Here is a 21975-nt window from a genome sequence, read left to right on the forward strand (position 1 = left end):
ACATTTGTAAGAATCAAAAAACTTTTTTTAAATGAAAAAAACATTCATCACAATGGTTGTTTTAACCACAATGCTTTCGTGTAAAACAGAAGAGAAAAAAACGACAATTGCAGTAACTTATCCTGAAACAAAAAAGGTAGATACCGTTACTAATTATTTCGGAACTGAAATCAAAGACCCTTATCGTTGGCTTGAAGACGACAAATCTGAGGAAACTGCCGCTTGGGTAAAAGCAGAAAATGAAGTGACTTTTGGCTATTTAGAACAAATCCCGTTCAGAAAAGCCTTGAAAGACCGAATGGAGAAGTTATGGAACTACGAAAAAATCTCCGCTCCATTCAAGGAAGGTGATTACACTTATTTCTATAAAAATGACGGTTTGCAAAATCAATCGGTTATGTACCGAAAAGATAAGGACGGAAAAGAAGAAGTTTTCCTAGACCCAAATGGGTTTTCGGATGATGCAACCACTTCTTTGGCAAATGTTTCGTTTTCTAAAGACGGTTCATTAGTCGCTTATTCCACTTCTGCAGCAGGAAGCGACTGGAATACCATTACTATTTTGAATGCCGTTACCAAAGAAAAATTGGAAACAGAAATCCTAGATGTAAAGTTCAGCGGTATTTCATGGTATAAGAATGACGGTTTTTATTATTCAAGTTACGACAAGCCAAAAGGAAGTCAACTTTCGGCGAAAACCGACCAACATAAATTGTATTTCCACAAGTTAGGAACAGCTCAAAAAGACGATAAAGTTATTTTTGGATTGAACGAAAAACGCCGCTATGTAGGTGGTGGAGTTACCGAAGACAATCGTTATTTGATTATTTCGGCATCCACTTCTACGTATGGAAATGAATTGTACATCAAAGATTTGGAACAACCCAACAGCAAAATCGTTACCGTTGTAAATAATTTCGATAGCGACAATTCGATTATTGATAATGTGGGTTCCAAATTATTTATAGCAACTGATATGGGTGCTCCAAACCAGAAAGTAGTGACGGTGGACGCTTCCAATCCTACTCCGGAAAACTGGAAACCATTTATTAATGAGACCAAAGATGTACTTTCCATCTCAACAGGTGGTGGTTCTATTTTTGCCAATTACATGAAAGATGCAGTGTCATTCCTGCAACAATACGATTACGACGGAAAATTAATTCGTGAAATCAAGTTGCCAGGTATTGGTTCTGCAGGTGGTTTTGGTGGAAAGAAAGATGAAACTACTTTGTATTATTCGTTTACCAATTACATTACGCCAGGCTCTATTTATTCTTTTGACCCAAAAACAGGAACTTCTAAAGAATACCAGAAACCAAAAGTAGATTTTAACGGTGCAGATTACGAAAGCAAACAAGTATTTTATCCTTCGAAAGACGGAACGAAAATCCCGATGATTATTACTTATAAAAAAGGAACAGAACTAAATGGTAAGAACCCAACTATTTTATATGGTTATGGAGGATTCAATATCAGTTTAACGCCTTCATTTAGCATTGCAAATGCGGTTTGGTTGGAACAAGGCGGTGTTTATGCGGTTGCCAATATGAGAGGTGGTGGTGAATACGGGAAAGAATGGCATGATGCGGGAATCCAGATGAAAAAGCAAAACGTGTTTGATGATTTTATCGCTGCTGCAGAATATTTGATTGCACAAAAATACACCTCATCTGACTTTTTAGCGATTCGCGGTGGTTCAAACGGAGGACTTTTAGTGGGTGCTGTTATGACACAACGACCAGAATTGATGAAAGTAGCACTTCCGGCAGTTGGAGTTTTAGACATGTTGCGTTACCATACGTTTACCGCAGGTGCAGGTTGGGCTTACGATTACGGAACTGCAGAAGACAACAAGGAAATGTTTGATTATTTATTGAAATATTCTCCGGTTCATAATGTAAAAGCAGGTGTGAGTTATCCAGCAACACTAGTAACGACAGGCGACCACGATGACAGAGTTGTTCCGGCACATAGTTTTAAGTTTGCTGCCGAATTGCAAGCGAAACAAACGGGAACTAATCCAGTTTTAATCAGAATTGAAACCAATGCAGGTCACGGAGCTGGGAAACCGGTTTCGAAAACCATTGAAGAAGCAGCCGATATTCAAGCGTTTACTTTATACAACATGGGTTATTCTGAATTACCGAACAAGAAGTAAGGATTCAAAATTAAGCATAAAAAAACGGAGACTTTAGTGTCTCCGTTTCTTTTTTATGTACGTTGGAAATCTACTTCCCAATCTTCATCAACCAGTTTTTCATCGAAACTTCATTCTCGATAATGTCTCTCAAATCAGCGATTGCCACACGGTCTTGTTTCATTGTATCTCGGTGACGAATGGTTACCGTTTGGTCTTCTATCGTTTGATGGTCAACCGTGATACAGAAAGGCGTTCCCAAAGCATCTTGACGACGGTAACGACGCCCTACAGCATCTTTTTCATCATAAGCTACATTGAAATCCCACTTTAAATCGGACATGATTTGCTTGGCAATTTCAGGTAATCCATCTCTTTTAATTAATGGTAAAATAGCTGCTTTTGTTGGCGCTAAAACTGATGGTAGTTTCAATACCGTTCGTGTTGAACCGTCTTCTAAAACTTCTTCTTGCAATGAAGTTGCGAAAACAGACAAGAACATACGGTCTAAACCTACGGATGTTTCTACTACGTAAGGTGTGTAATTTTTATTTTCTTCGGTATCGAAATACTGTAGTTTTCTACCCGAAAACTCTTCGTGTGCTTTCAAATCGAAATCAGTACGCGAGTGAATTCCTTCTAATTCTTTGAAACCAAATGGGAAGTTGAACTCGATATCAGCAGCTGCATTGGCATAATGAGCCAACTTGTCGTGGTCGTGGAAACGGTAGTTTTTTTCGCCCAAGCCTAAAGACAAATGCCAGTTTAGACGGGTGGTTTTCCAATATTCGTACCATTTCATCTCTTCGCCTGGTTTCACAAAAAACTGCATCTCCATTTGTTCAAATTCACGCATACGGAAGATGAATTGACGCGCTACAATCTCGTTACGAAAGGCTTTTCCGGTTTGTGCAATACCAAACGGAATCTTCATTCGACCTGATTTTTGTACGTTAGAGAAGTTAACGAATATACCCTGAGCCGTTTCCGGACGCAGGTATAAGTCCATCGCACTTTCGGCAGATGCACCAAGTTTTGTTCCAAACATTAGGTTGAATTGCTTCACCTCTGTCCAGTTCTTCGAACCCGTTTCTGGGTCGGCAATTTCTAGTTCTTCGATTAAGGCTTTTACGTCGGCTAAATCACCGTCGCCTAATGATTTCCCCATTCGGGCTAAAATGGTTTTCCTTTTAGCAAGGTATTCCATCACACGAGGATTGGTGGTTTCATATTCGGCTCTGTTAAAGCTTTCGCCAAAACGCACACTTGCTTTCTCGATTTCTTTCTCGGCTTTCTGGTTTAATTTTTCGGCATAATCCTCAATTAAAACATCGGCACGGTATCTTTTTTTAGAATCTTTGTTGTCTATTAACGGGTCGTTAAAAGCATCTACGTGTCCGGAAGCCTTCCAAGTGGTAGGATGCATCAATATCGAAGCGTCAAGGCCCACGATATTTTCATGCATTTGCACCATTGATTTCCACCAGTAGTCACGGATGTTTTTCTTTAACTCCACTCCATTTTGTGCATAGTCGTAAACTGCACTTAAACCATCGTAAATTTCGCTTGACGGAAAAATATATCCGTACTCCTTTGCGTGCGAAACTACATTTTTGAATAAATCTTCTTGTTTTGCCATAGTGTTGCAAAAGTATAAAATTGATTGAATTATAGGTAAGGTTTGTGTGAAAAACTAACTTTGAGCGACTGAACCTTTCCTTTTTGGTCAAGCCAAATTGATTTTGGCGGGAGCTTAAGCCTTATTTAGTCCAAATGCCATAGATTCGTATAATTAAAATTGACATTTTATGCCACCCATTAACTGTTGTGTAAATACTTATAACGTATTATTCCTCCTAATAAAAGGCATATAAATAAAGTAAAAATATTATGCCTCCCGTTAATCAGCATATAAATAAAAGTAAGGGATTACTTCTCGCGTTAATCATCATATAAATTTACTCAATGAAATTACTTCTCCCATGAATGCCCATATAAATAAAAGTAATAGATTACTTCCCGCGTTAATCAGCATATAAATTTACTCAATTAAATTACTTCCCCCGCTAATTGACTTGTAGAAATTAGTAGTTATTAGCGTAAAGGAAGGCCTTATCTATCCTTTCCGCTAGGTTTATGATCTTCCCACAGAGTGCGGCTCCTCAATAAGTCTGCCTCAATGCAGTGCCACCGTTGTATTAAACCTAAGCGGCACTGGTTATTACGTCAAATAAAATAAGGGCATAAAAAAACCGCCAAGAATCTTGACGGTTTAGTATGCATTTTAATTCTTTACTTATTGTACCACAATCTTTCTAACTGATTTCTGGGTTCCGTCTTGAACGTTTACCAAATAAACACCAGCTTGCACATTATCCAACTGAATGTTTTGCGTGAAAACACTTTGATTAGGGTATGATTTTGCGAAAATTTGTCTTCCGCTGATGTCATACACGCTAATTAGAACATCTTGATTAGAAGTCGAATTGAATTTTACATTAAAATTACCTGAGTTAGGATTTGGAGCAATAGTTAGGTTGTTTAATTCAAATTGCTGTGCACTTAAATTTACAAGGTAACACACTTCTATCGACCAACTATTTAAAGTTCCTTGATCAACATTATAAAAATCCTGAAACTCTAGCGTCCAGTTTCCATTTGTAGCTTTTCCATTAAAAGTACTTAAAAAATCTGTTGGACTGAAACTGCCAGTTACAGGGCTACTGCAATTTACTACACCTCCACCATCTTGGATTGTAGCAATTATTCCGGTATTTGGACCCGTGTTACATATACGATCTGCCAATACTACTCCTGTATTGTCTGGATGTCTTAAAGTAAGTTTTAAATCACCAATATAAGAATGAGAGATATTCACTCCAACATTTACATCTGAAACGATATAATTTACTGGAACATTTATCACAGATGTACCAATTGCACCTCCCATATTAGGACCAGCACCATCAGGTATTACCGTTGGAATAACATTATTATATGTTACACATGTAGTAGTAAATTCTCCAATTGTAAACGTTGCAGAATTTATTGCAAAATAAACATTGTCTACTGGTTGTACCATAACTCTACAAAAAGGAGCAGAAACATTCGGTACTGTAATCGCTTGTGAGCCATCATTTGGAGTACTTTCTAAAAGAACGGTATCATACGTATATCCACCATCCGTCGAAAGTAAAATTTTCACATTAGCAGTACTTACTGGAGCTGATGTCGTTCCCGCCACATCCCAAGTAATAATTTGCGATTGATTAGGTAACCAAGTTGTATTAGTAGATTGTGAAGTAACTTTAAATGGCCCAGCACTTGCATTAAAAGTAACCGTCATGTTTTTACGACTTGACTGACCTCCGTTTGGCACACTATTGTCTCTTACCGTTAAACCAAAATTCATTGTTCTTCCCACATTTGGAATTACTTCCCAAGTTGAACTTAAATTTCCAGCAAGCAAATTCGGGATTGAAGGAAAATATCGTTTTGGTGAAAGTATAGGTGTAAAACTTCTGAAATTAGGATTAGAAGTCATTGCAGTAGCACTCGGAATAGCTGTTGACGCTCCAGGGTTCGTTTGTTCCCAACAGTAAGTCATTGCCGAAGCACTATCATCCGTAGCTGCACCTGTCAAAACGAACGGAGTTCCTTTTGGAATTGTATAATTAGTAAGGTTTTCAACCACAGGTGTAGCATTATTACTCGCTACTGATGCGGCACAATTACCGCCAAATAGAGTAATATTATTGGACATTTGTCCAATACTAACTGCATGAAAGTACACATCCGAGTTTCCTTGAACATTTTGTGCACAAATTCCAGCATAAGCCATAATTGTGCTTCCACTTCCTGGCTCTACAGCTTGTGCAGGTGCTCTATTATTTCCACATGAATTATTAAATGTGTGAGATGCACCAAACTGATGTCCCATTTCGTGCGCTACATAATCAATATCAAATGGATCTCCGACTGGACCTGGAGAACCCGTAATTCCTCTTGCTTTTCCTGAAGTACAAACTGATGGAGATTGAGCCAATCCGCCGCCACCCGTACTTACTGTGTGTCCGATATCATAATTTGAGGCACCAATTGTCGCATCAATTACTGACTGACTTTGGTTAATCAAGATATTTGCACTATTATTCTCAAAATTGTCTGATGTTATGAAAATAATACTTTCATTATTTGCAACTAATTGCATTTTTAATGACATATCTGATTCATAAACACTATTAACACGACTTACAGTAACGTTCATTGCTGCTAAAACAACTGATTTCTTTTGTGCTTCAGTAGCTCCAGAAGAGATTGTTCCAGCATTAATTGCAGCATTCACATGGTAAGCGGCATATTCAATTGTACATGCCATTGCTAAACGATAGGTTCTGAAAAGTCCGTCCGAAATCATTGCTGAGTTGGTTCCAATTTGCATTTCATCTTCAGGTTCGTCAGTATTATAACACGTGAACGATTTTGAAGTAGTTAAATTCGCCTTGTTATAGACAATATAACCTTGCAAATTAGTTGTAAAAGGATCAATATAATAAGTTCCTTTATCAGACAAAATCATTGCATGAAGTCCGAAAACGGTAGTAGTCAAATAAATTTTCGCAGAACGGTTAGTAATTCCTTGTCCTACGTAAGACTGGATTTCGGGATGGTTTGCCGCCAATTCTGGCTCCATCACTGATGATTCATAAATGCTAAATTGTTCCAAAACCCCATTGGCATTCGGAAAGCTAACATTTGTTGAAGAAATTGCACCTGAAAAATCTCTAGTAGGTGCGTTTTGAAGTACGGCTTTCATCGCTTCAAAATTAAGTGTATAAAAATCCGCCTGTTTAGGGCCAGATGTTCTTTCAAATTTTTGTTGAGCATCCAGACGTGTCTCACTGGTTTTTGTCCACAGTGAATTTTGAGCATTCACTAATCCAATAGTAAAAATCAAAATTAAATTTAGTAATAGTTTCTTATTCATATGGTAAAGTTATTAGATTCACAAAGTTAGTGATTTAAAATGTTGTTTTCTATATTTTTTTAAAAAAACCCAATAGCACTACTTGGATTTTTTCTTGTTTGATTCGTATGGAATTACTCAATGATGATTCGTTTTACTTGCGTACGTTCTCCATCGAAAATTGAAATTAAATAAACGCCTGACTGAATCATATTCAACTGCACATTTTCATTAAAATCACCTTGATTGCTATAAGCTCTTTTAAAAATAATACGACCACTCATGTCATAAATATTCAATTCTACCGTATCAGTAGCTGCATTTTTAAATTGAACATTGAAATTTCCATTGTTTGGATTTGGATAAACCATCAAATCTGACAATTGGTTTTTAGCAACTTCTAATGGAGCGGATGAACTGCAAAAGCTAATTCCCCAATTATTAATTGTTCCTCCATCTTCATTAACAGCATCAGTAACGGTAAGTGTCCAAACACCTTGCGAAACCTGCCCATTTAAAGACGATAGTGGCTGTGAAGGGATAAAAGCTCCCGAAATCGCTGGATTTATACCACAAATTAATGGAGTTCCTGCATCATCAAATGTAGCGACTACGTTATCACTCGATCCACATTTATTAGAAAACAATAGTACTTCTGTACCATTTGGACTCGTTAATTTGACATTCAAATCAGATACATAAGTATGCGAAATATTCAACTGTACATTTAAATCATTTATGGTTACACTATGAAGTTCATCAATAGAAAGTGTTGAAGTGACCGTACCTGCTAAAACGGGAATAGTTACCGGAATATTCTCTGAAGCCCCAAATTCACAATAAGTAGTTGAAAAAGTGGATGCATTTCCAAAGGAAGCTGAACAACCTTCATTTTTAGGTTGAACACGCCAAAAATAAGTTTTAAGGCTTTCTAAACTCGTAGATGAATACGCATTAGTTGCTACTGTTGCTTCTTCCACAATCTCAGTAAAATTTGAATCTGTAGCAATTTGAATTCCATAAATTGTAGCTCCAATAGAAGCCGTCCAATTAAAATTGACAACCTCTGGTGTAACTACTTGTGCATTTGTTGGACTGGTTGTAGTGATTTCTGAGAAATCATTGTTTAAGATATTTGCATAGAGATTTACATTTCTAACGGAACTTCCTGAAGTAGCTTGTACGTTTATGGTGTAAATTTGAGGCACAACATTAGTAGTTGCAGTAAGTGTCAATACTACATTAGAAGATTGGGTTGCCGAAGCTGGTGCAAAAATTGCCGTAACTCCAACAGCTAAATTATTTACTGTGAAATTTGTAGCTGCATTAAAGCTTCCATAAGTCGCGAATGGCAATGTATAATTTAATGAACCTCCTTTACAAATTGATTTATTTTGTTCTCCTTGAATTCCTGAAAAAGAAAGAGCAAAAGTATTGGTCGCTTCGATAATTGTAAACGAAACATTTGAAATATCTAAGAAAATGTTGTCGTATCCTCTTACCATAATACGGTTAAAAGCTCCGGGTAAATTAGGAATTGTTATAATTTCTGAACCGTCATTTGGCACTTTACTCGCTAATAGAATTGGAAACGTATCTCCGTTATCGGTTGATAAATAAATATCTACAAATGGCGTCTTTACAGGTGCTAGATGAGTTGAAGCTACATTCCAACTAATCGTCTGATTTGTTCCTGCTGGATAAGATACAAATGCATTTTGAGAAGTTATAGCAAAAGGACCTGCATTATTTGAAACTGTAACTTGCATTTCATCAGATGCTGTTTGACCTCCACCTGCTACATTATCTCGCACGGTTAATGCAAACTTCATAATTCGTGATACTGCAGGCAAAACTTCCCATTGATTGGACGTTAATCCATATAATATAGTTTCTTTTGCCGGAAAAAATCTGGAAGGATTGACTGTACCTTCAATGGAACGAAAAAGTGGTCCTGTGGTTTTATTTTGATTTGGTGCCGTAGTTGCTTGACTGTAATTCTCAGGGTTATTTTGTTCCCAAGTATAATTTAAAACATCTCCATCAGCATCTGAAGCATTTCCTGTCAACACAAATGGTGTGGAAATTGGAATTACATAATCACGAACGGGATTAATAACTGGCGCAACATTACTTAAAGAAGTAATTTGTGCACAAGTTGAACTTACTCCATTTTTTATATTATTAGAAATATCTCTAATAGTGACATAATGAAAATAAGCATCACTATTAAATTGCACATTTCCTGCACAAATTCCAGCATATCCCATAATTGTAGATCCACTTCCCGGCTCTACTTCCGTTGTTCCATCTCCAGAAAAACAATTGGAACTTGCCATAGTGTGAAATCCTCCAAATTGATGACCCATTTCGTGTGCCACATAATCAATATCAAAAGCATCACCTGTTGGATTTGAGCGACCTGTAAAACCTCTACCTTTGTGTGTAGAATTTTGTCCAAAAGGATTAGTATTTGTGCTACAAACACAACCAATACATCCAGCATTTCCTCCACCACTCGTATTAAAATTGTGACCTATATCATAATTTGAAAAACCGATTGCAGCATCAATGGTTTGCCCAGTTTTTACATTGTATTCGCCAGTCCAAGGGTCATTGAAAGCCGTATAGTAAATAATTAAATCATTGTTTGCTACAAAAATCATAGTAATCGCTAAATCTCTTTCATAAACTCCATTTACACGAGTCATAGTAACCGCCATTTGTGCTTGAATATTTGCTTTTTTCTGTTGTGGTGTTCCCAATCCCGCAAATAATGCTCCATATTCACCTGTACAAGATAGTGCCAAACGATAAGTTCTTAAGTTACTATCATCAGTTGCATTTACAGACAATATTTCGTTTTGCAAACTAGGCAACGCTACCTCATCAGAAGTTAAACATTCAAAATCTTGTGGCGTATTTGCAATTGAACTTTTTGTGTAAATAATATAATTATTTAAATCAGTTGTGAAAGGGTCAATATATGAAATACTTTTTCCCGGTGTCATCGTCATATTATGCAATCCTAACTGAGTTATTGAAAATCGAGCTATAGATGAAGGATTATCAACTCCTTGAGCAGCATATGATTTTATCATCGGATATTTTCGTGCTAAACCATCTTCCATAATGGGAGTTTCCATTACATAAAAGCGTTCTAAATTTCCGTCTTCAGTAGGAAGGTAAATCAGTTGTTTGGAACGTCCAGAAAACGCACCTCTAACAGGAGCTCCTTCTAACTGTTCTTTGAAAACATCTAAATCCAAATGAAACAATTGATAGGTACTGGGTTCCGAACTTCTATTTACTTTTTCCAAATTACTGACTTTTCCTTCGTCGATTTTTGTCCAACCTGCTTGACCGAAACTTAATGACAGACTAAAAAGTGCAATAATTAAAAATGTAATTTTCTTCATGATTGTAGGTTTAAAATCGAATAAATCGAAATAGTAAGGTGCCAAATATAGGAATAACTTACTTTTATGAGTCTTTTTAATTGTATAAAGTATGTTAAACTCTAAAATATGTACGTTATGATTTCATTTATGGATTGTATCGCTTAAATTTGCTGGCAATAAAATAGCGATTTTGAACATTTACCATTCTATACACGATTTCACGACCTCCAACAAAACAGTTTTTACTTTAGGAACTTTTGACGGCGTTCACATCGGACATACTAAAATTATTGAGCGGTTGCTAAATGCAAGTTCTGAAGAAGAACAGAGCTTAGTACTTACATTTTTTCCGCATCCCCGAATGGTTTTGCAAGAGGAATCAGACATTAAACTGCTCAACACTATTGCTGAGCGAACCCATTTATTAGAAAAAGCAGGTTTGCAAAACTTAATCGTTCATCCGTTTGATCAAGCTTTTTCGCGGCTAACAGCAGAGGAATTTGTAAAAAACATATTAGTTGATATTTTTAATATCACTAAAATAATCATTGGTCACGACCACCGCTTTGGCAGAAACCGTACTGCAAATATTGATGATTTAATCATTTTTGGAAAAGAATATGGTTTTGACGTAGAGCAAATTTCAGCTCAAGAAATTGACGAAGTTTCCATCAGTTCCACCAAAATCAGGAACGCATTAATTGAAGGAAAAATTGCTTTGGCAAATGAATATCTTGGCTACAACTACTTCTTCTCAGGAACTGTAATTCATGGAAAAAAGTTGGGCAGAACGATTGGTTTTCCCACAGCAAATTTAAAAATAGAAGAATCTTACAAATTAATTCCTGCTATTGGTGTTTATGCCGTCAAGTGCTTTGTTGGAAACGAAATAATACACGGCATGCTGAACATTGGCACAAACCCTACTGTTGAGTGTCAAAAACTTTCTATTGAAGTACATCTTTTTGACTTTGACGAAGATTTATACGGTCAGAAAATTAGGGTCGAATTGATAAAACGTATTCGTGACGAACAAAAGTTTGCTTCCGTAGACGAATTAAAGGCACAACTTCACAAAGACCAACTTTTCGCTCGCCAACTTTTTGAAAATGAATAAATATGCGTTTTCAACTTTACAAATCCATTGACAATGCACCCTTAATTATATTCCGAATCTTTTTTGGACTGCTTCTCGCCCTCGAAAGTTTTGGGGCAATTGCAACTGGGTGGGTCAAACGTGTATTTATTGAACCTGAATTTACCTTTTCGCACATTGGACTCGAATGGCTGCAACCGCTACCTGGAAATGGCATGTATCTCTATTTTATTGCGATGGGAATCCTTGGTATTTCAGTCATGCTGGGTTATAAATACCGCATGAGCGTCTTGGCATTTACCGTATTATGGTCTGGCGTTTATTTCATGCAAAAATCGGCTTACAACAATCATTATTACCTTTTAATATTGATTAGTTTAATCATGTTTTTTCTTCCAGCTAATAAATATGCTTCGCTTGACGCTAAAAACAATCCTGAAATCAAGCGTTTATCAATGCCGCAATGGTGTTCATGGGTGATGATTGGACAGATTTCCATCATGTATTTCTTTGCCGCTACTGCCAAGTTTTATCCCGATTGGCTGGACGGTACTTTCCCAAGTTTACTTTTTTCAAATAGTCCTTTCGAAAGTTTGACTCCACTACTCGACCACCACAATTTTCATTTGTTCATTGCTTACTCAGGCATTGCTTTTGATTTTTTAATCATTCCTTTGTTTCTCTATAAAAGAACAAGAACAATCGCTTTCATCAGTGCATTGTTCTTTCATTTGTTTAATGCTATTTTTCTTCAAATAGGAATCTTTCCCTTCTTTGCATTGAGTTTTATTGTGTTCTGTTATCCACCAGATTTTATCCGGCGATTATTTTTTAAAAAGAAACCAAAGTTTGAAAACGAGGAAACTTTTCATCAAACGAAACCACTCCTGATTTGGTTTTTTATTCCTTACTTTATTATTCAACTTGTCTTACCCGTTCGCCATTGGTTCATTCCAAACGATGTTTTATGGACGGAAGACGGACATCGATTGAGTTGGCGAATGATGCTGAGAAGCAGGCATGCAATAACGCATTTCCGAATCATAGATAAAGAAACTAATACGCTCATTCCTTATAATTATAAAAAAAGGCTTACGCGAAAACAACAAAACTTTGTGGCCGCCAACCCCGATGGCATTTGGCAAATGGCACAAATTATCAAAAAGGAATTTGCCGAAAAGAACCAACATGTGGCTATTTATGTAGATTCAAAATTATCCATAAATGGTTCTTATTATCAAACTTTCATTGACCCAAATGTAGATTTTTCTACAGCAAAGTGGAATTATTTTGGTCATGATGAATGGGTCATCGTCCCCGAAGAATACAAGTAAAATCAGTATTGTATTAATTATTTATTAAATCCTAACTTAATTACAGCGATTAATTAATATATTTTTGTAGTTTTAGTTACTGAATCACTAATTAAAAAATCAAATCATGAAACTGAAAAGAGAACTCATCAACGGATTTATCATCTTTATTGGCATAGCCATTTATTTTTTAATCATCGAATATTTAGGACTTGCCGACCAGTTTTATCTTCGAATATTTAATATTCTAATTGTAGCTTTTGGTATTAACCTAACCATTAAACAAAATTATCACGATGGCGTCAGAGGATATTTTAAAAACTTAATATCTGGATTTATAACTTCTATGATAGGTGCTATTTTGAGTGTGGGAAGTTTGCTTTTCTACATTCAATATAGAGGAGGAGAAGAATATTTGTCCAAATTGTCAAAAGGATTTTTATTTGGCGGAGGCGATTTAAACGTTTCTTATTACACTATAGGTTTACTTTTTGAATCTGTAGCATCGTCCGTAATTATAACTTTTGTGTTGATGCAGTTTTGGAAAAACAAAGTAGAAACCATCAATAAAGTAGATTAAAAAAACCTTTTTATAATTTAAAACCCTCGTTTATCGAGGGTTTTTACGTTTAACACTCCCTGTAAAATTGCAAATGAGCATCTTCCTGCACGATTGTGCTAATTTACAAGTGCGAATGACCATTTTCCTGCACGATTATGGTTATTTACAAATACAAATTTTAAATCCATATTCAACTTTCCCCTCTAATAATTTAGAAATAATACTTAATACGAGTTTCCAAAACATACCAGGTGGCTCTTATTTGTTTATCAATAAATTACTTTTTACTTAAAAGAGAAAACCTTACTTTTGGGTTTTTAATAAAACGTAAACATGAGTAGTACTAGAAATAACTGGACAAAAGAGGAAATAATCGCAATTTATAACAAACCCGTTATGGACTTGCTTTATGAAGCTGCTACTGTTCACCGTCAATTTCACGACCCAAATGTGGTGCAAGTTTCCACATTATTATCCATAAAAACAGGTGGTTGCCCAGAAGATTGTGGCTATTGCCCTCAAGCTGCACGTTACCACACTGATATTGAAGGCAACGATTTAATGTCGGTTAATCAAGTAAAAGCACAAGCTTTGAGGGCTAAAGAAGGTGGTTCATCCCGTGTATGTATGGGTGCTGCTTGGCGAAATGTAAAAGACGGCCCTGAATTTGACCAAGTTTTAGAGATGGTTCGTACCATTAATAAATTGGACATGGAAGTATGTTGTACTTTGGGTATGATTACTGAAAATCAAGCAAAACGTTTGGCGGAAGCCGGATTATATGCCTACAATCATAACTTAGACACATCGGAAGAATATTATAAAGAAGTAATTTCGACACGTGGTTTCGAAGACCGTTTGCAAACTATTGAAAACGTTCGGAAAACAAATGTTACCGTTTGTAGCGGCGGAATTATTGGAATGGGAGAGAGTATTGAAGACCGTGCAGGAATGCTAGTTGCACTTTCTACCTTGAATCCACAACCAGAATCGGTACCAATTAACGCGCTTGTTCCCGTGGAAGGAACGCCAATGGAAGAGGAAAAACCCGTTGAAATATGGGAAATGATTCGAATGGTTGCTACAACTAGAATCATCATGCCACAAACGCAAGTACGACTTTCGGCAGGACGAATGAACATGAATCGTGAAGGTCAGGCGATGTGCTTTTTGGCTGGAGCCAATTCTATTTTCGCGGGAGACAAATTATTGACAACTCCCAATCCAGATGTTAATGAAGACATGAAAATGTTTGAAAAACTAGGTTTGAATTCTCAAAAGCCTTTTACGAAAGTTTCGCAACCAAAATCCGTTGAAGCTGCCGATTCTGAGTTTACCACTCTAGGTGAGAAACCAAAATGGACGCGTCCCGGACATAAAATAGAACGAAACTTAGAAGCTTCGGGAAAAGGAAAGTAATTTCTTTGCCAAAGCGAATAATATGACAATTATCATTGAAAGTGTTTGCCCAGAATAATATATTTGAAAAATAATTAAAATTCAGTAGATATGAAAGATACGACACTTTTCTCATTGGACAACGGCACATTTATAATGGTTTTTGTCTTTGGTTTGGTAATAATTGGATTAGTTGCCGCCGTTTTTATGATGATGAATTCAGATAAAAAAAACAAACAAGATTGATTTCAAGCAGCGGTAGGATTAAAGAAATTCAGACGCATGCTCATTTGAAAATAAAATTAGGAAGAACTCTCGGTAAATCGAGAGTTTTTTTGCAATAAAATTAGATGTATTTTGCAAGTTCAGAATGATTATTTGTCACGAATGTAATCAAGAATTGGTTGTCTATTTGTTCAAAAAAAATGTATCATGTAGTTCTAACATTACTTTTGTAGAAAATATAGCGCGAACCATATTTTCTACAAAAGTAATATTACGTTCAACAAAATCAATAATCTTGTCCTTATATTCTATTGCATTTTCTAAAAAACTGAAGTAATTATCTTTGTATAGAATAAAGATTAGTTCGTTAATATAAAACTCTACTTCCGGTTTATAATAGATGGCTACTTTTTCCAATCTAATGCAGTTAAAAACTCAGTAGTACGTTTTTTTAATTCTTCAGCAGTGATTGCCGTTTTTAATTGATTTTTTATTGAACTAGTTTCCAAAGAATTAGTAACCTTTTCAGATTTCTGTTTTGAAGTCAATAACGTCTTTTTATTATCTGTTGCTGTTTTCATTTTATTGAAATTTTATCAAAGTTAATTAATTTTTTGATGGTTCACTTAAATTTTTAATTCTAATCTTTTAAATTAAACAAAAATACGTTACGCTGATTTGGGTTAGGTAAAGCAGGTTTAAAAAAAAGTTAACCGTATGTAAATCATATTCTTATTTTATGTAATTTTATAAATGAAAATGGCTTTACACTCTTTTTCATTCAAAGCCAGACACAATTTAAACGCCATACAGATGATGAAATCGATATTTAATCTGTTTTTTCCACCCGCTTGTCTGGGTTGTGACCGATTTCTATTACAGAATGAAACGGTTATTTGTACCCAATGCCGACATGACATTCCTCTAACAAATCAGCATTTGCATTTTGAAAATGAAGCCATGACTAAATTTTATGGGCGACTTCCACTCGAACATGTATCAGCATTAATGTATTTTCACAAGAAAGGAATGGTTCAAGAACTCATTCACAATTTGAAATACCGAGGACATCAAGAAGTCGGGACTTTATTTGGAAATTGGTACGGAACCGAACTTCAAAGTTGTGAAAGCCTCCAATCAGTTGATGCAATTATTCCCATTCCATTGCATAGAAAAAAGCTTGAAAAACGAGGTTACAATCAAGTAACTACTTTTGGCGAAGCACTTTCTCAACAACTAAATTGTCCTTTTGAAGAAGCTGTTTTAGAACGAACACACTATAATAAAACGCAGACATTTAAAAACCTGTTGGGTCGAAATGAAATTAAATCGCATACTTTTCAAGCACACTTTAATGAAACGCATCACAACAAACATTTCTTGATAATTGATGATGTAATCACTACTGGTGCAACACTTGAAGCTGCTGGAAAAGCATTGTTAGAGATTCCTGGAGCAAAAATAAGTATTGTTTGTATGGCAATGTCGCAAGGTTGATTATAATAATTTCCAAAAACATTTCATTCACACTAAATATAATTGTTATTTTGTGCCTTATAAATTTCACTTTTTATGTCAAAAATCACATTTCGGTTTTTATTGTTTCTATCCGCATTATTGATTTTCAGTTGTGCCAAAAGAGGAAACATTACGGGAGGTTTCAAAGATACTTTGGCACCGGTTTTACGTGAAAGTGTTCCTGCAAACTTCAAGACTAATTTTACCGGAAACGAAATCAAATTGTACTTTGATGAATACATAAAATTAAAAGACATCAGAAAGCAACTGATTGTTTCGCCACCAATGGATGAAGCACCCATAATTAGTCCAACGGTTGCAAGTAAATACATTTCAATAAAAATCAAAGACACTTTGCAACCCAATACAACGTATAGTTTGAATTTTGGGCAAAGTATTCAGGACAATAATGAGGGAAATGTTTATCCTCAATTTAAATATGTTTTTTCGACGGGAAGTTACATCGATTCACTTTCAATTTCAGGTACCATTCAGGATGCTTTGGAAACCAAAAGCGATAATTTCGTAACGGTAATGTTATATGAAATCAACGAAAAATACAATGATTCTACTATTTATAAAGAAAAACCAAGGTATGTAACCAATACTTTAGATAGTGCAAAAACGTTTAAAATTGAAAATATAAAAGCTGGAATTTATCAACTAATTGCTTTAAAGGACAACAGCAACAACTTTATTTACAACCCCGGTAAAGACAAAATTGCATTTTACGACAAACCTATTGTTATTGGCACTGAAAATGAATCTTATAATTTAAAATTGTTCAGAGAAACGCTGGAAACCAAATCCTTCAAACCGTCTCAAGCTTCAGGAAATCGAGCGATTTTAGGATATGAAGGCGATTTTAAAGACGCAAAAATAATCATTAGAAACGGTGATGAAATTCTAAAAAATGTAGTTACCCAATTTCCGAAAAAAGATTCGTTGCAAATTTGGTTCCCCTCTGTAACTGTTGATTCACTGCAATTGTCTGTGACACGTGGCGATTATTCAAAAGAGTATAATTTAAAACTCAAAGAACAGAAAAATGATTCTTTAAGTTTTTTGGCAGGACCTTCTGGAACGATTCATTTCAGACAGAATTTTGAATTGACAAGTTCGATTCCGTTGACAAAGTTTGACAAAACAAAAATGAATGTGGTGAACAAAGATTCTGTTGCTGTTGATTTCACCACAGATTACGATGAAATTAATCAAAAATTAGCTTTCAAATGGACGAAAGAACCGGAACAAAAGTACAAAATAACACTGATGCCGGGTGCTTTAACTGACTTCTATGAACAAATTAACGACACGTTGCAATACAAACTTTCAACAAAAGAAATGAGTGATTATGGAAATTTGACGATGAAATTTGAGAACATAAAGAGTTTTCCGGTCATTGTGCAACTTACTGACGGAAAAGGAAAAGTACTTGATTTTGAATATTTAGAGAAAGAGCCGGTTGCCACTTTTAATCTTGTCGTTCCCGGAGTTTTTATTGTTCGACTTATTTATGACACGAATGGAAATAAAAAGTGGGATGCGGGAAATTATTTAGATAAAACCCAAAGTGAGGAGGTTATTTATTTTCCTGAGGAACTCACTGTTCGAGAAAATTGGGATGTCAAAGAGACTTTTACTTTATTACCTTAATTCAAATGCATCAGCATCATTTAAAAACCCAAATTTTTTACGATTCCGATCTTGGTTTTTTTTGTCTAATTCTACGATAAAAACTTCATCACCTTGTTGCGGTTCTAAGGTGAAATTCCCTAAACAATCGACGATTTGCGAATCTCCAGAATAAGCATTATCATTTTCATCTTTTCCAATACGGTTTATACCAATTGTATAACTCATATTTTCAATAGCTCGTGCTTTTAATAAAGAGTTCCAAGCATTTGCTCTTGCATTTGGCCAGTTTGCCACATAAATTAATACGTCATAATCCCCATTATTTCGTGAATAAACGGGGAAACGCAAATCATAACAAATAAGTGGACAGATTTTCCAACCTTTATAGTCTACAACCAATCGTTCGCTTCCAGCTGTAAACTCTTTTTGTTCGTTAGCCAAAGAAAACAAATGCCGTTTATCATATTTCTGAATTGTTCCGTCGGGGAAAACAAAAACCAATCGGTTGTAATAATTTCCTTCTTCCTCAATCACTAAACTTCCTGTAATCGCACAATCTTTGGCTTTTGCCAAATGTTGCAACCAAGCAATCGTTTCGCCTTGCATGGTTTCTGCAACGTTTTTTGGATGCATCGTGAAACCTGTTGAAAACATTTCAGGAAGCACAATCAAATCGACACCTTCCATGAAACCCGTTATTTTTTGGGCTAAATGACTTCGGTTTTCGAGTGCGTTTTCCCAGATAAGATGCGTTTGAATAAGGGCTATTTTCATTTTATTATATTTTTTGGAACACAGATTTTAGAAATTTTAATAATTAATCTAATTTCTGAAATCTGTGTTTCATTTTTATTTAACCTCAATTTCATCCACAAAAATATAAGCATCGCCATTGGAAGGAAAACCTTGATGCCATTCAGGTAACTTACCATAATTTGTGGCTTTTATTTTAATGTATCTTGCTTTTAAAACTTTTGCTGATTTAAATTCAAAATTCTTGATGATAGTATCGGTTTGTTTCGGGTCAACCTCGTTTGTAACGTTTCCTACAAAAGCGAAATTCACATTATCATTTGAAGTGTAGTACTCGACTTTCGTTGGCATTAAAATCCACGAACGCGAATCTTGTAAATAATTCGAACTAAAATTTTGTATTGATTTCATTTCCTTTAAATCAACAACGGCTTCAAAATCCTGACTTTGATAACCTTGCCATTCTCCCTTTTTCCAATTTGTAGTCCCGTAAATTCCATCAATTAATCCTTCGTCTCCACCGGCATTATATTGTGGGTCGTATCTTGAATTATATTGAATGGTGTAATTGTTTGGTTTTTTGAAGAATTGAGCGGAAATAGTGTCGCTAGTTTTACCAAACCCATTATCTGAGTAAAATAAAATTTTCGATGTCTCATTTAAAACCAATTCTTTACTAAGCATTTGGAATTTTCCATTATTAATACTGTAAAAATATTCTGTTGCTTTATCAAATGAATCAAATGTGATTTTCAATTTATCCCTAAACGATTTACTTTCCGCTTGAATAACTGGAACTGTGGTAATATTCTGATACACAAAAAAATTACTACTTCTTATCCCCTCTTCATAAAATCCGCCAAGTTTTTTTAATTTATCAGATGTTGTAAATTGATTTATCTCATCAAATTTATCTTTCTGAATATTAAATTTAATTCTTTCAAAATATGGTTTTGTTGCATCCCATTTTGGAGTTCCTGGTGTAACCGAATAAATCCCCATCGAACTCAACACGTACCAAGCACTCATTTGACCGCAATCTTCATTGCCAATTAAACCGTCAGGTGTGTTTTTGTAGAAACTATTTAAAATATAACTTACTTTTTCTTGCGTTTTTTCTGGTTTTCCAATGTAATTGTACAAATACGCCATGTGATGACTCGGTTCGTTTCCATGAGCATATTGTCCGATTAGTCCTGTAACATCCACTTGTTGTCGACCTGTAGTTTTACTTTCACTGTTGAACATTTCGTCGAGTTTGGCTTCAAATTTATCGTTTCCGCCGTACGCTTCAATCATTCCTGGAATATCTTGAGGAACAAAGAATGTATATTGCCAAGCATTCCCTTCTGTATAATTATTATTCACTTCTCTCGGGTCGAATGGTTTTTCCCAACCGCCATTTTTCTTTGGACGAATAAAACCCGTTTCCCCATCGAAGAGATTCTTCCAGTTTTGAGAACGTTTCATGAAGTAATTATAATCTTCTTTTTTGTTCAAAATCATCGCCATTTGAGCAATACACCAATCGTCGTAAGCATATTCTACGGTTTTAGAAACACTTTCGTGATCGTCGTCAATGGAAATAAAACCGTTTTTCTTGTAAGCGTCCAATCCCAAATGGTCTAACATTGCGGAATGTTTCGCTGCTTCAAATGCTTTTTCGTAGTCAAAACCCTTAATTCCTTTTACCATCGCATCGGCCATAACTGAAACGGAATGATACCCAATCATACAATCGGTTTCATTGGAAGCCAATTCCCAAACCGGTAATCTTCCGCCTTGTTCGTATTGTTTGAGAAAAGTGTTTATAAAATCGGCAGTTCGTTTCTTATCAATCAATGTATATAAAGGATGAGCCGCTCTAAACGTGTCCCACAGCGAAAAAACCGTATAATAATCAAATCCTTCAGCGGTGTGAATTTCGTTGTCTCTACCGCGGTATTTTCCGTCTAAATCTTGTGCAATGTTGGGTTGCATCATCGTGTGGTATAATGCGGTGTAAAAAATCGCCAACTTGTCTTTATCATCCGAAGTGACTTCGATTTTAGAAAGTTCTTTGTTCCAAAGTGCTTCGGTTTCTTTTTTTACTTTTTCGAAATCCCAACCTTTGATTTCGGACATGTTGAGTTTTGCACCTTCGTAAGAGGTTGGAGAAAGCGAGACTTTAATCAGAATTTTTTCGTCTTTTTTTACATCTCTTGAAAAAATGATTGCGTTAGTTTCTATATCATTTTTATGTCCTTTAGAAGTTTTACTTGAAAGAGTTTTTACAGGTACATTAAATTCAATTCTTGCATAAACGTATTGATTTTGAGCCCAAGCTTCACTTCTTCGCAAAACCTCAACCGTTTTATTATCTATTATTCGAACTCTTCCTTCTAGCAATTTGTCTCTGTGATTCAAATCCAAAATAATATTGGCTTGACCACTTTCGTTAAAGGTATATTCATGAAATCCAACACGAGTTGAAGTTGTTAATCGGACATCAATATTGTGCTTGTCTAATTTCACGCTGTAGAATCCAGCAGATGCTTTTTCGTTTTTATGTGAAAATTTCGAAGAGTAAATTTTATTATCGAAAGAAGGTTCGCCCATCGTTGGCATCAACATAATATCGCCAAAATCAGAAACACCGGTTCCATTTAAGTGTGTATGTGAAAATCCGTAAATTACATTATCTGAATAATGATAACCTGAACAACCGTCCCAACTGTCGTCAATTCGGGTATCTGGCGAAAGTTGCACCATCCCAAAAGGCGTTGTCGCTCCTGGAAATGTGTGTCCGTGACCTCCGGTTCCAATGAAAGGATTGACATGTTGCTGAAAATTTTGTGCGAAGCAAAAACTTGAGATTAGTATTAGAAAGGAGAAGTGTTTCATTGAATTGAATTGAATTTCAAATATAATAATTTAGGACTTCTTATTTCAGTATAGCGTAACTAGAAATTGAATTACAAATTAT

Annotated in this window: 15 protein-coding genes; 8 read left to right on the plus strand and 7 right to left on the minus strand. The window is 35.5% G+C overall.

Annotated elements, in window-relative coordinates; genetic code table 11:
• The first annotated feature begins 31 nt into the window (after nucleotides 1–31).
• Nucleotides 32–2161: a prolyl oligopeptidase family serine peptidase gene (locus ACQ5J2_RS03200; protein WP_432672255.1), complete on the plus strand. Its 2130-nt coding sequence runs from the start codon at nucleotides 32–34 to the stop codon at nucleotides 2159–2161.
• A gap of 70 nt (nucleotides 2162–2231) precedes the next feature.
• Here ACQ5J2_RS03200 and ACQ5J2_RS03205 read toward each other — a convergent pair whose 3' ends face one another.
• The 3 genes from ACQ5J2_RS03205 to ACQ5J2_RS03215 all read right to left on the minus strand — a co-directional run bounded on the left by ACQ5J2_RS03205 (nucleotide 2232) and on the right by ACQ5J2_RS03215 (nucleotide 10525).
• The gene (locus ACQ5J2_RS03205) at nucleotides 2232–3779 is read right to left on the minus strand and encodes a glycine--tRNA ligase (protein WP_432672256.1); all 1548 of its coding nucleotides are present in this window, start codon (nucleotides 3777–3779) and stop codon (nucleotides 2232–2234) included.
• Between the two features lie 657 nt (nucleotides 3780–4436).
• Nucleotides 4437–7127, minus strand: coding sequence for a reprolysin-like metallopeptidase (locus tag ACQ5J2_RS03210; protein ID WP_432672258.1), 2691 nt, complete (start codon nucleotides 7125–7127; stop codon nucleotides 4437–4439).
• Nucleotides 7128–7240: 113 nt separating this feature from the next.
• Nucleotides 7241–10525: a reprolysin-like metallopeptidase gene (locus ACQ5J2_RS03215; RefSeq protein ID WP_432672260.1), complete on the minus strand. Its 3285-nt coding sequence runs from the start codon at nucleotides 10523–10525 to the stop codon at nucleotides 7241–7243.
• 172 nt (nucleotides 10526–10697) lie between these two features.
• On the opposite strand from ACQ5J2_RS03215, the gene ACQ5J2_RS03220 reads away from it, so the two are divergent.
• The 5 genes from ACQ5J2_RS03220 to ACQ5J2_RS03240 all read left to right on the plus strand — a co-directional run bounded on the left by ACQ5J2_RS03220 (nucleotide 10698) and on the right by ACQ5J2_RS03240 (nucleotide 15122).
• On the plus strand, nucleotides 10698–11624 hold the full coding sequence (locus tag ACQ5J2_RS03220) for a bifunctional riboflavin kinase/FAD synthetase (protein ID WP_432672262.1): 927 nt from the start codon (nucleotides 10698–10700) through the stop codon (nucleotides 11622–11624).
• Between the two features lie 2 nt (nucleotides 11625–11626).
• Entirely contained in the window at nucleotides 11627–12937 is a 1311-nt protein-coding gene (locus tag ACQ5J2_RS03225) for an HTTM domain-containing protein (protein WP_432672264.1), read from the plus strand.
• 106 nt (nucleotides 12938–13043) lie between these two features.
• Nucleotides 13044–13496, plus strand: a complete 453-nt coding sequence (locus tag ACQ5J2_RS03230; RefSeq protein ID WP_432672265.1) for a hypothetical protein — start codon at nucleotides 13044–13046, stop codon at nucleotides 13494–13496.
• A 315-nt stretch (nucleotides 13497–13811) separates the two neighbouring features.
• A complete protein-coding gene (bioB, locus tag ACQ5J2_RS03235) occupies nucleotides 13812–14897 on the plus strand; it encodes a biotin synthase BioB (RefSeq protein ID WP_432672266.1) in 1086 nt (361 codons plus the stop codon).
• Between the two features lie 90 nt (nucleotides 14898–14987).
• The gene (locus tag ACQ5J2_RS03240; RefSeq protein WP_432672267.1) at nucleotides 14988–15122 is read left to right on the plus strand and encodes a hypothetical protein; all 135 of its coding nucleotides are present in this window, start codon (nucleotides 14988–14990) and stop codon (nucleotides 15120–15122) included.
• A 162-nt stretch (nucleotides 15123–15284) separates the two neighbouring features.
• Here the strand turns inward: ACQ5J2_RS03240 and ACQ5J2_RS03245 are convergent, their stop codons facing one another.
• Both ACQ5J2_RS03245 and ACQ5J2_RS03250 read right to left on the minus strand, forming a co-directional pair.
• Nucleotides 15285–15518, minus strand: a complete 234-nt coding sequence (locus ACQ5J2_RS03245; RefSeq protein WP_432672269.1) for a hypothetical protein — start codon at nucleotides 15516–15518, stop codon at nucleotides 15285–15287.
• Nucleotides 15506–15682 (minus strand): hypothetical protein, encoded by a 177-nt coding sequence (locus ACQ5J2_RS03250; RefSeq protein WP_432672270.1) that lies wholly within the window; start codon nucleotides 15680–15682, stop codon nucleotides 15506–15508. The genes ACQ5J2_RS03245 and ACQ5J2_RS03250 overlap by 13 nt, the downstream gene beginning before the upstream one ends.
• A gap of 232 nt (nucleotides 15683–15914) precedes the next feature.
• On the opposite strand from ACQ5J2_RS03250, the gene ACQ5J2_RS03255 reads away from it, so the two are divergent.
• Together ACQ5J2_RS03255 and ACQ5J2_RS03260 are read left to right on the plus strand one after the other, a co-directional pair.
• Complete coding sequence (locus ACQ5J2_RS03255; protein WP_432672272.1) at nucleotides 15915–16598, plus strand: ComF family protein; 684 nt, start codon at nucleotides 15915–15917, stop codon at nucleotides 16596–16598.
• A gap of 75 nt (nucleotides 16599–16673) precedes the next feature.
• Nucleotides 16674–18275 carry an Ig-like domain-containing protein gene (locus ACQ5J2_RS03260; protein WP_432672274.1) on the plus strand — a complete coding sequence of 534 codons (1602 nt, stop codon included), beginning with the start codon at nucleotides 16674–16676 and terminating at the stop codon, nucleotides 18273–18275.
• Here the strand turns inward: ACQ5J2_RS03260 and ACQ5J2_RS03265 are convergent.
• Entirely contained in the window at nucleotides 18267–19031 is a 765-nt protein-coding gene (locus ACQ5J2_RS03265) for an amidohydrolase (RefSeq protein WP_432672276.1), read from the minus strand. The two genes, ACQ5J2_RS03260 and ACQ5J2_RS03265, sit on opposite strands and share 9 nt — an antisense overlap.
• Before the next feature lie 75 nt (nucleotides 19032–19106).
• Nucleotides 19107–21893: a GH92 family glycosyl hydrolase gene (locus tag ACQ5J2_RS03270; protein WP_432672277.1), complete on the minus strand. Its 2787-nt coding sequence runs from the start codon at nucleotides 21891–21893 to the stop codon at nucleotides 19107–19109.
• Nucleotides 21894–21975: the final 82 nt, after the last annotated feature.

Origin of the sequence: Flavobacterium sp. SM2513 (genome assembly GCF_050908145.1) — a bacterium.
Taxonomy (GTDB): domain Bacteria; phylum Bacteroidota; class Bacteroidia; order Flavobacteriales; family Flavobacteriaceae; genus Flavobacterium.

What these genes read in the sequence shown, in the direction of transcription:
- ACQ5J2_RS03200 (WP_432672255.1), top strand. Translation starts at nt 32, where the DNA reads ATGAAAAAAACATTCATCACAATGGTTGTTTTAACCACAATGCTTTCG.
- ACQ5J2_RS03205 (WP_432672256.1), bottom strand. Translation starts at nt 3,779, where the DNA reads ATGGCAAAACAAGAAGATTTATTCAAAAATGTAGTTTCGCACGCAAAG.
- ACQ5J2_RS03210 (WP_432672258.1), bottom strand. Translation starts at nt 7,127, where the DNA reads ATGAATAAGAAACTATTACTAAATTTAATTTTGATTTTTACTATTGGA.
- ACQ5J2_RS03215 (WP_432672260.1), bottom strand. Translation starts at nt 10,525, where the DNA reads ATGAAGAAAATTACATTTTTAATTATTGCACTTTTTAGTCTGTCATTA.
- ACQ5J2_RS03225 (WP_432672264.1), top strand. Translation starts at nt 11,627, where the DNA reads ATGCGTTTTCAACTTTACAAATCCATTGACAATGCACCCTTAATTATA.
- ACQ5J2_RS03230 (WP_432672265.1), top strand. Translation starts at nt 13,044, where the DNA reads ATGAAACTGAAAAGAGAACTCATCAACGGATTTATCATCTTTATTGGC.
- bioB (WP_432672266.1), top strand. Translation starts at nt 13,812, where the DNA reads ATGAGTAGTACTAGAAATAACTGGACAAAAGAGGAAATAATCGCAATT.
- ACQ5J2_RS03240 (WP_432672267.1), top strand. Translation starts at nt 14,988, where the DNA reads ATGAAAGATACGACACTTTTCTCATTGGACAACGGCACATTTATAATG.
- ACQ5J2_RS03250 (WP_432672270.1), bottom strand. Translation starts at nt 15,682, where the DNA reads ATGAAAACAGCAACAGATAATAAAAAGACGTTATTGACTTCAAAACAG.
- ACQ5J2_RS03255 (WP_432672272.1), top strand. Translation starts at nt 15,915, where the DNA reads ATGATGAAATCGATATTTAATCTGTTTTTTCCACCCGCTTGTCTGGGT.
- ACQ5J2_RS03260 (WP_432672274.1), top strand. Translation starts at nt 16,674, where the DNA reads ATGTCAAAAATCACATTTCGGTTTTTATTGTTTCTATCCGCATTATTG.
- ACQ5J2_RS03265 (WP_432672276.1), bottom strand. Translation starts at nt 19,031, where the DNA reads ATGAAAATAGCCCTTATTCAAACGCATCTTATCTGGGAAAACGCACTC.
- ACQ5J2_RS03270 (WP_432672277.1), bottom strand. Translation starts at nt 21,893, where the DNA reads ATGAAACACTTCTCCTTTCTAATACTAATCTCAAGTTTTTGCTTCGCA.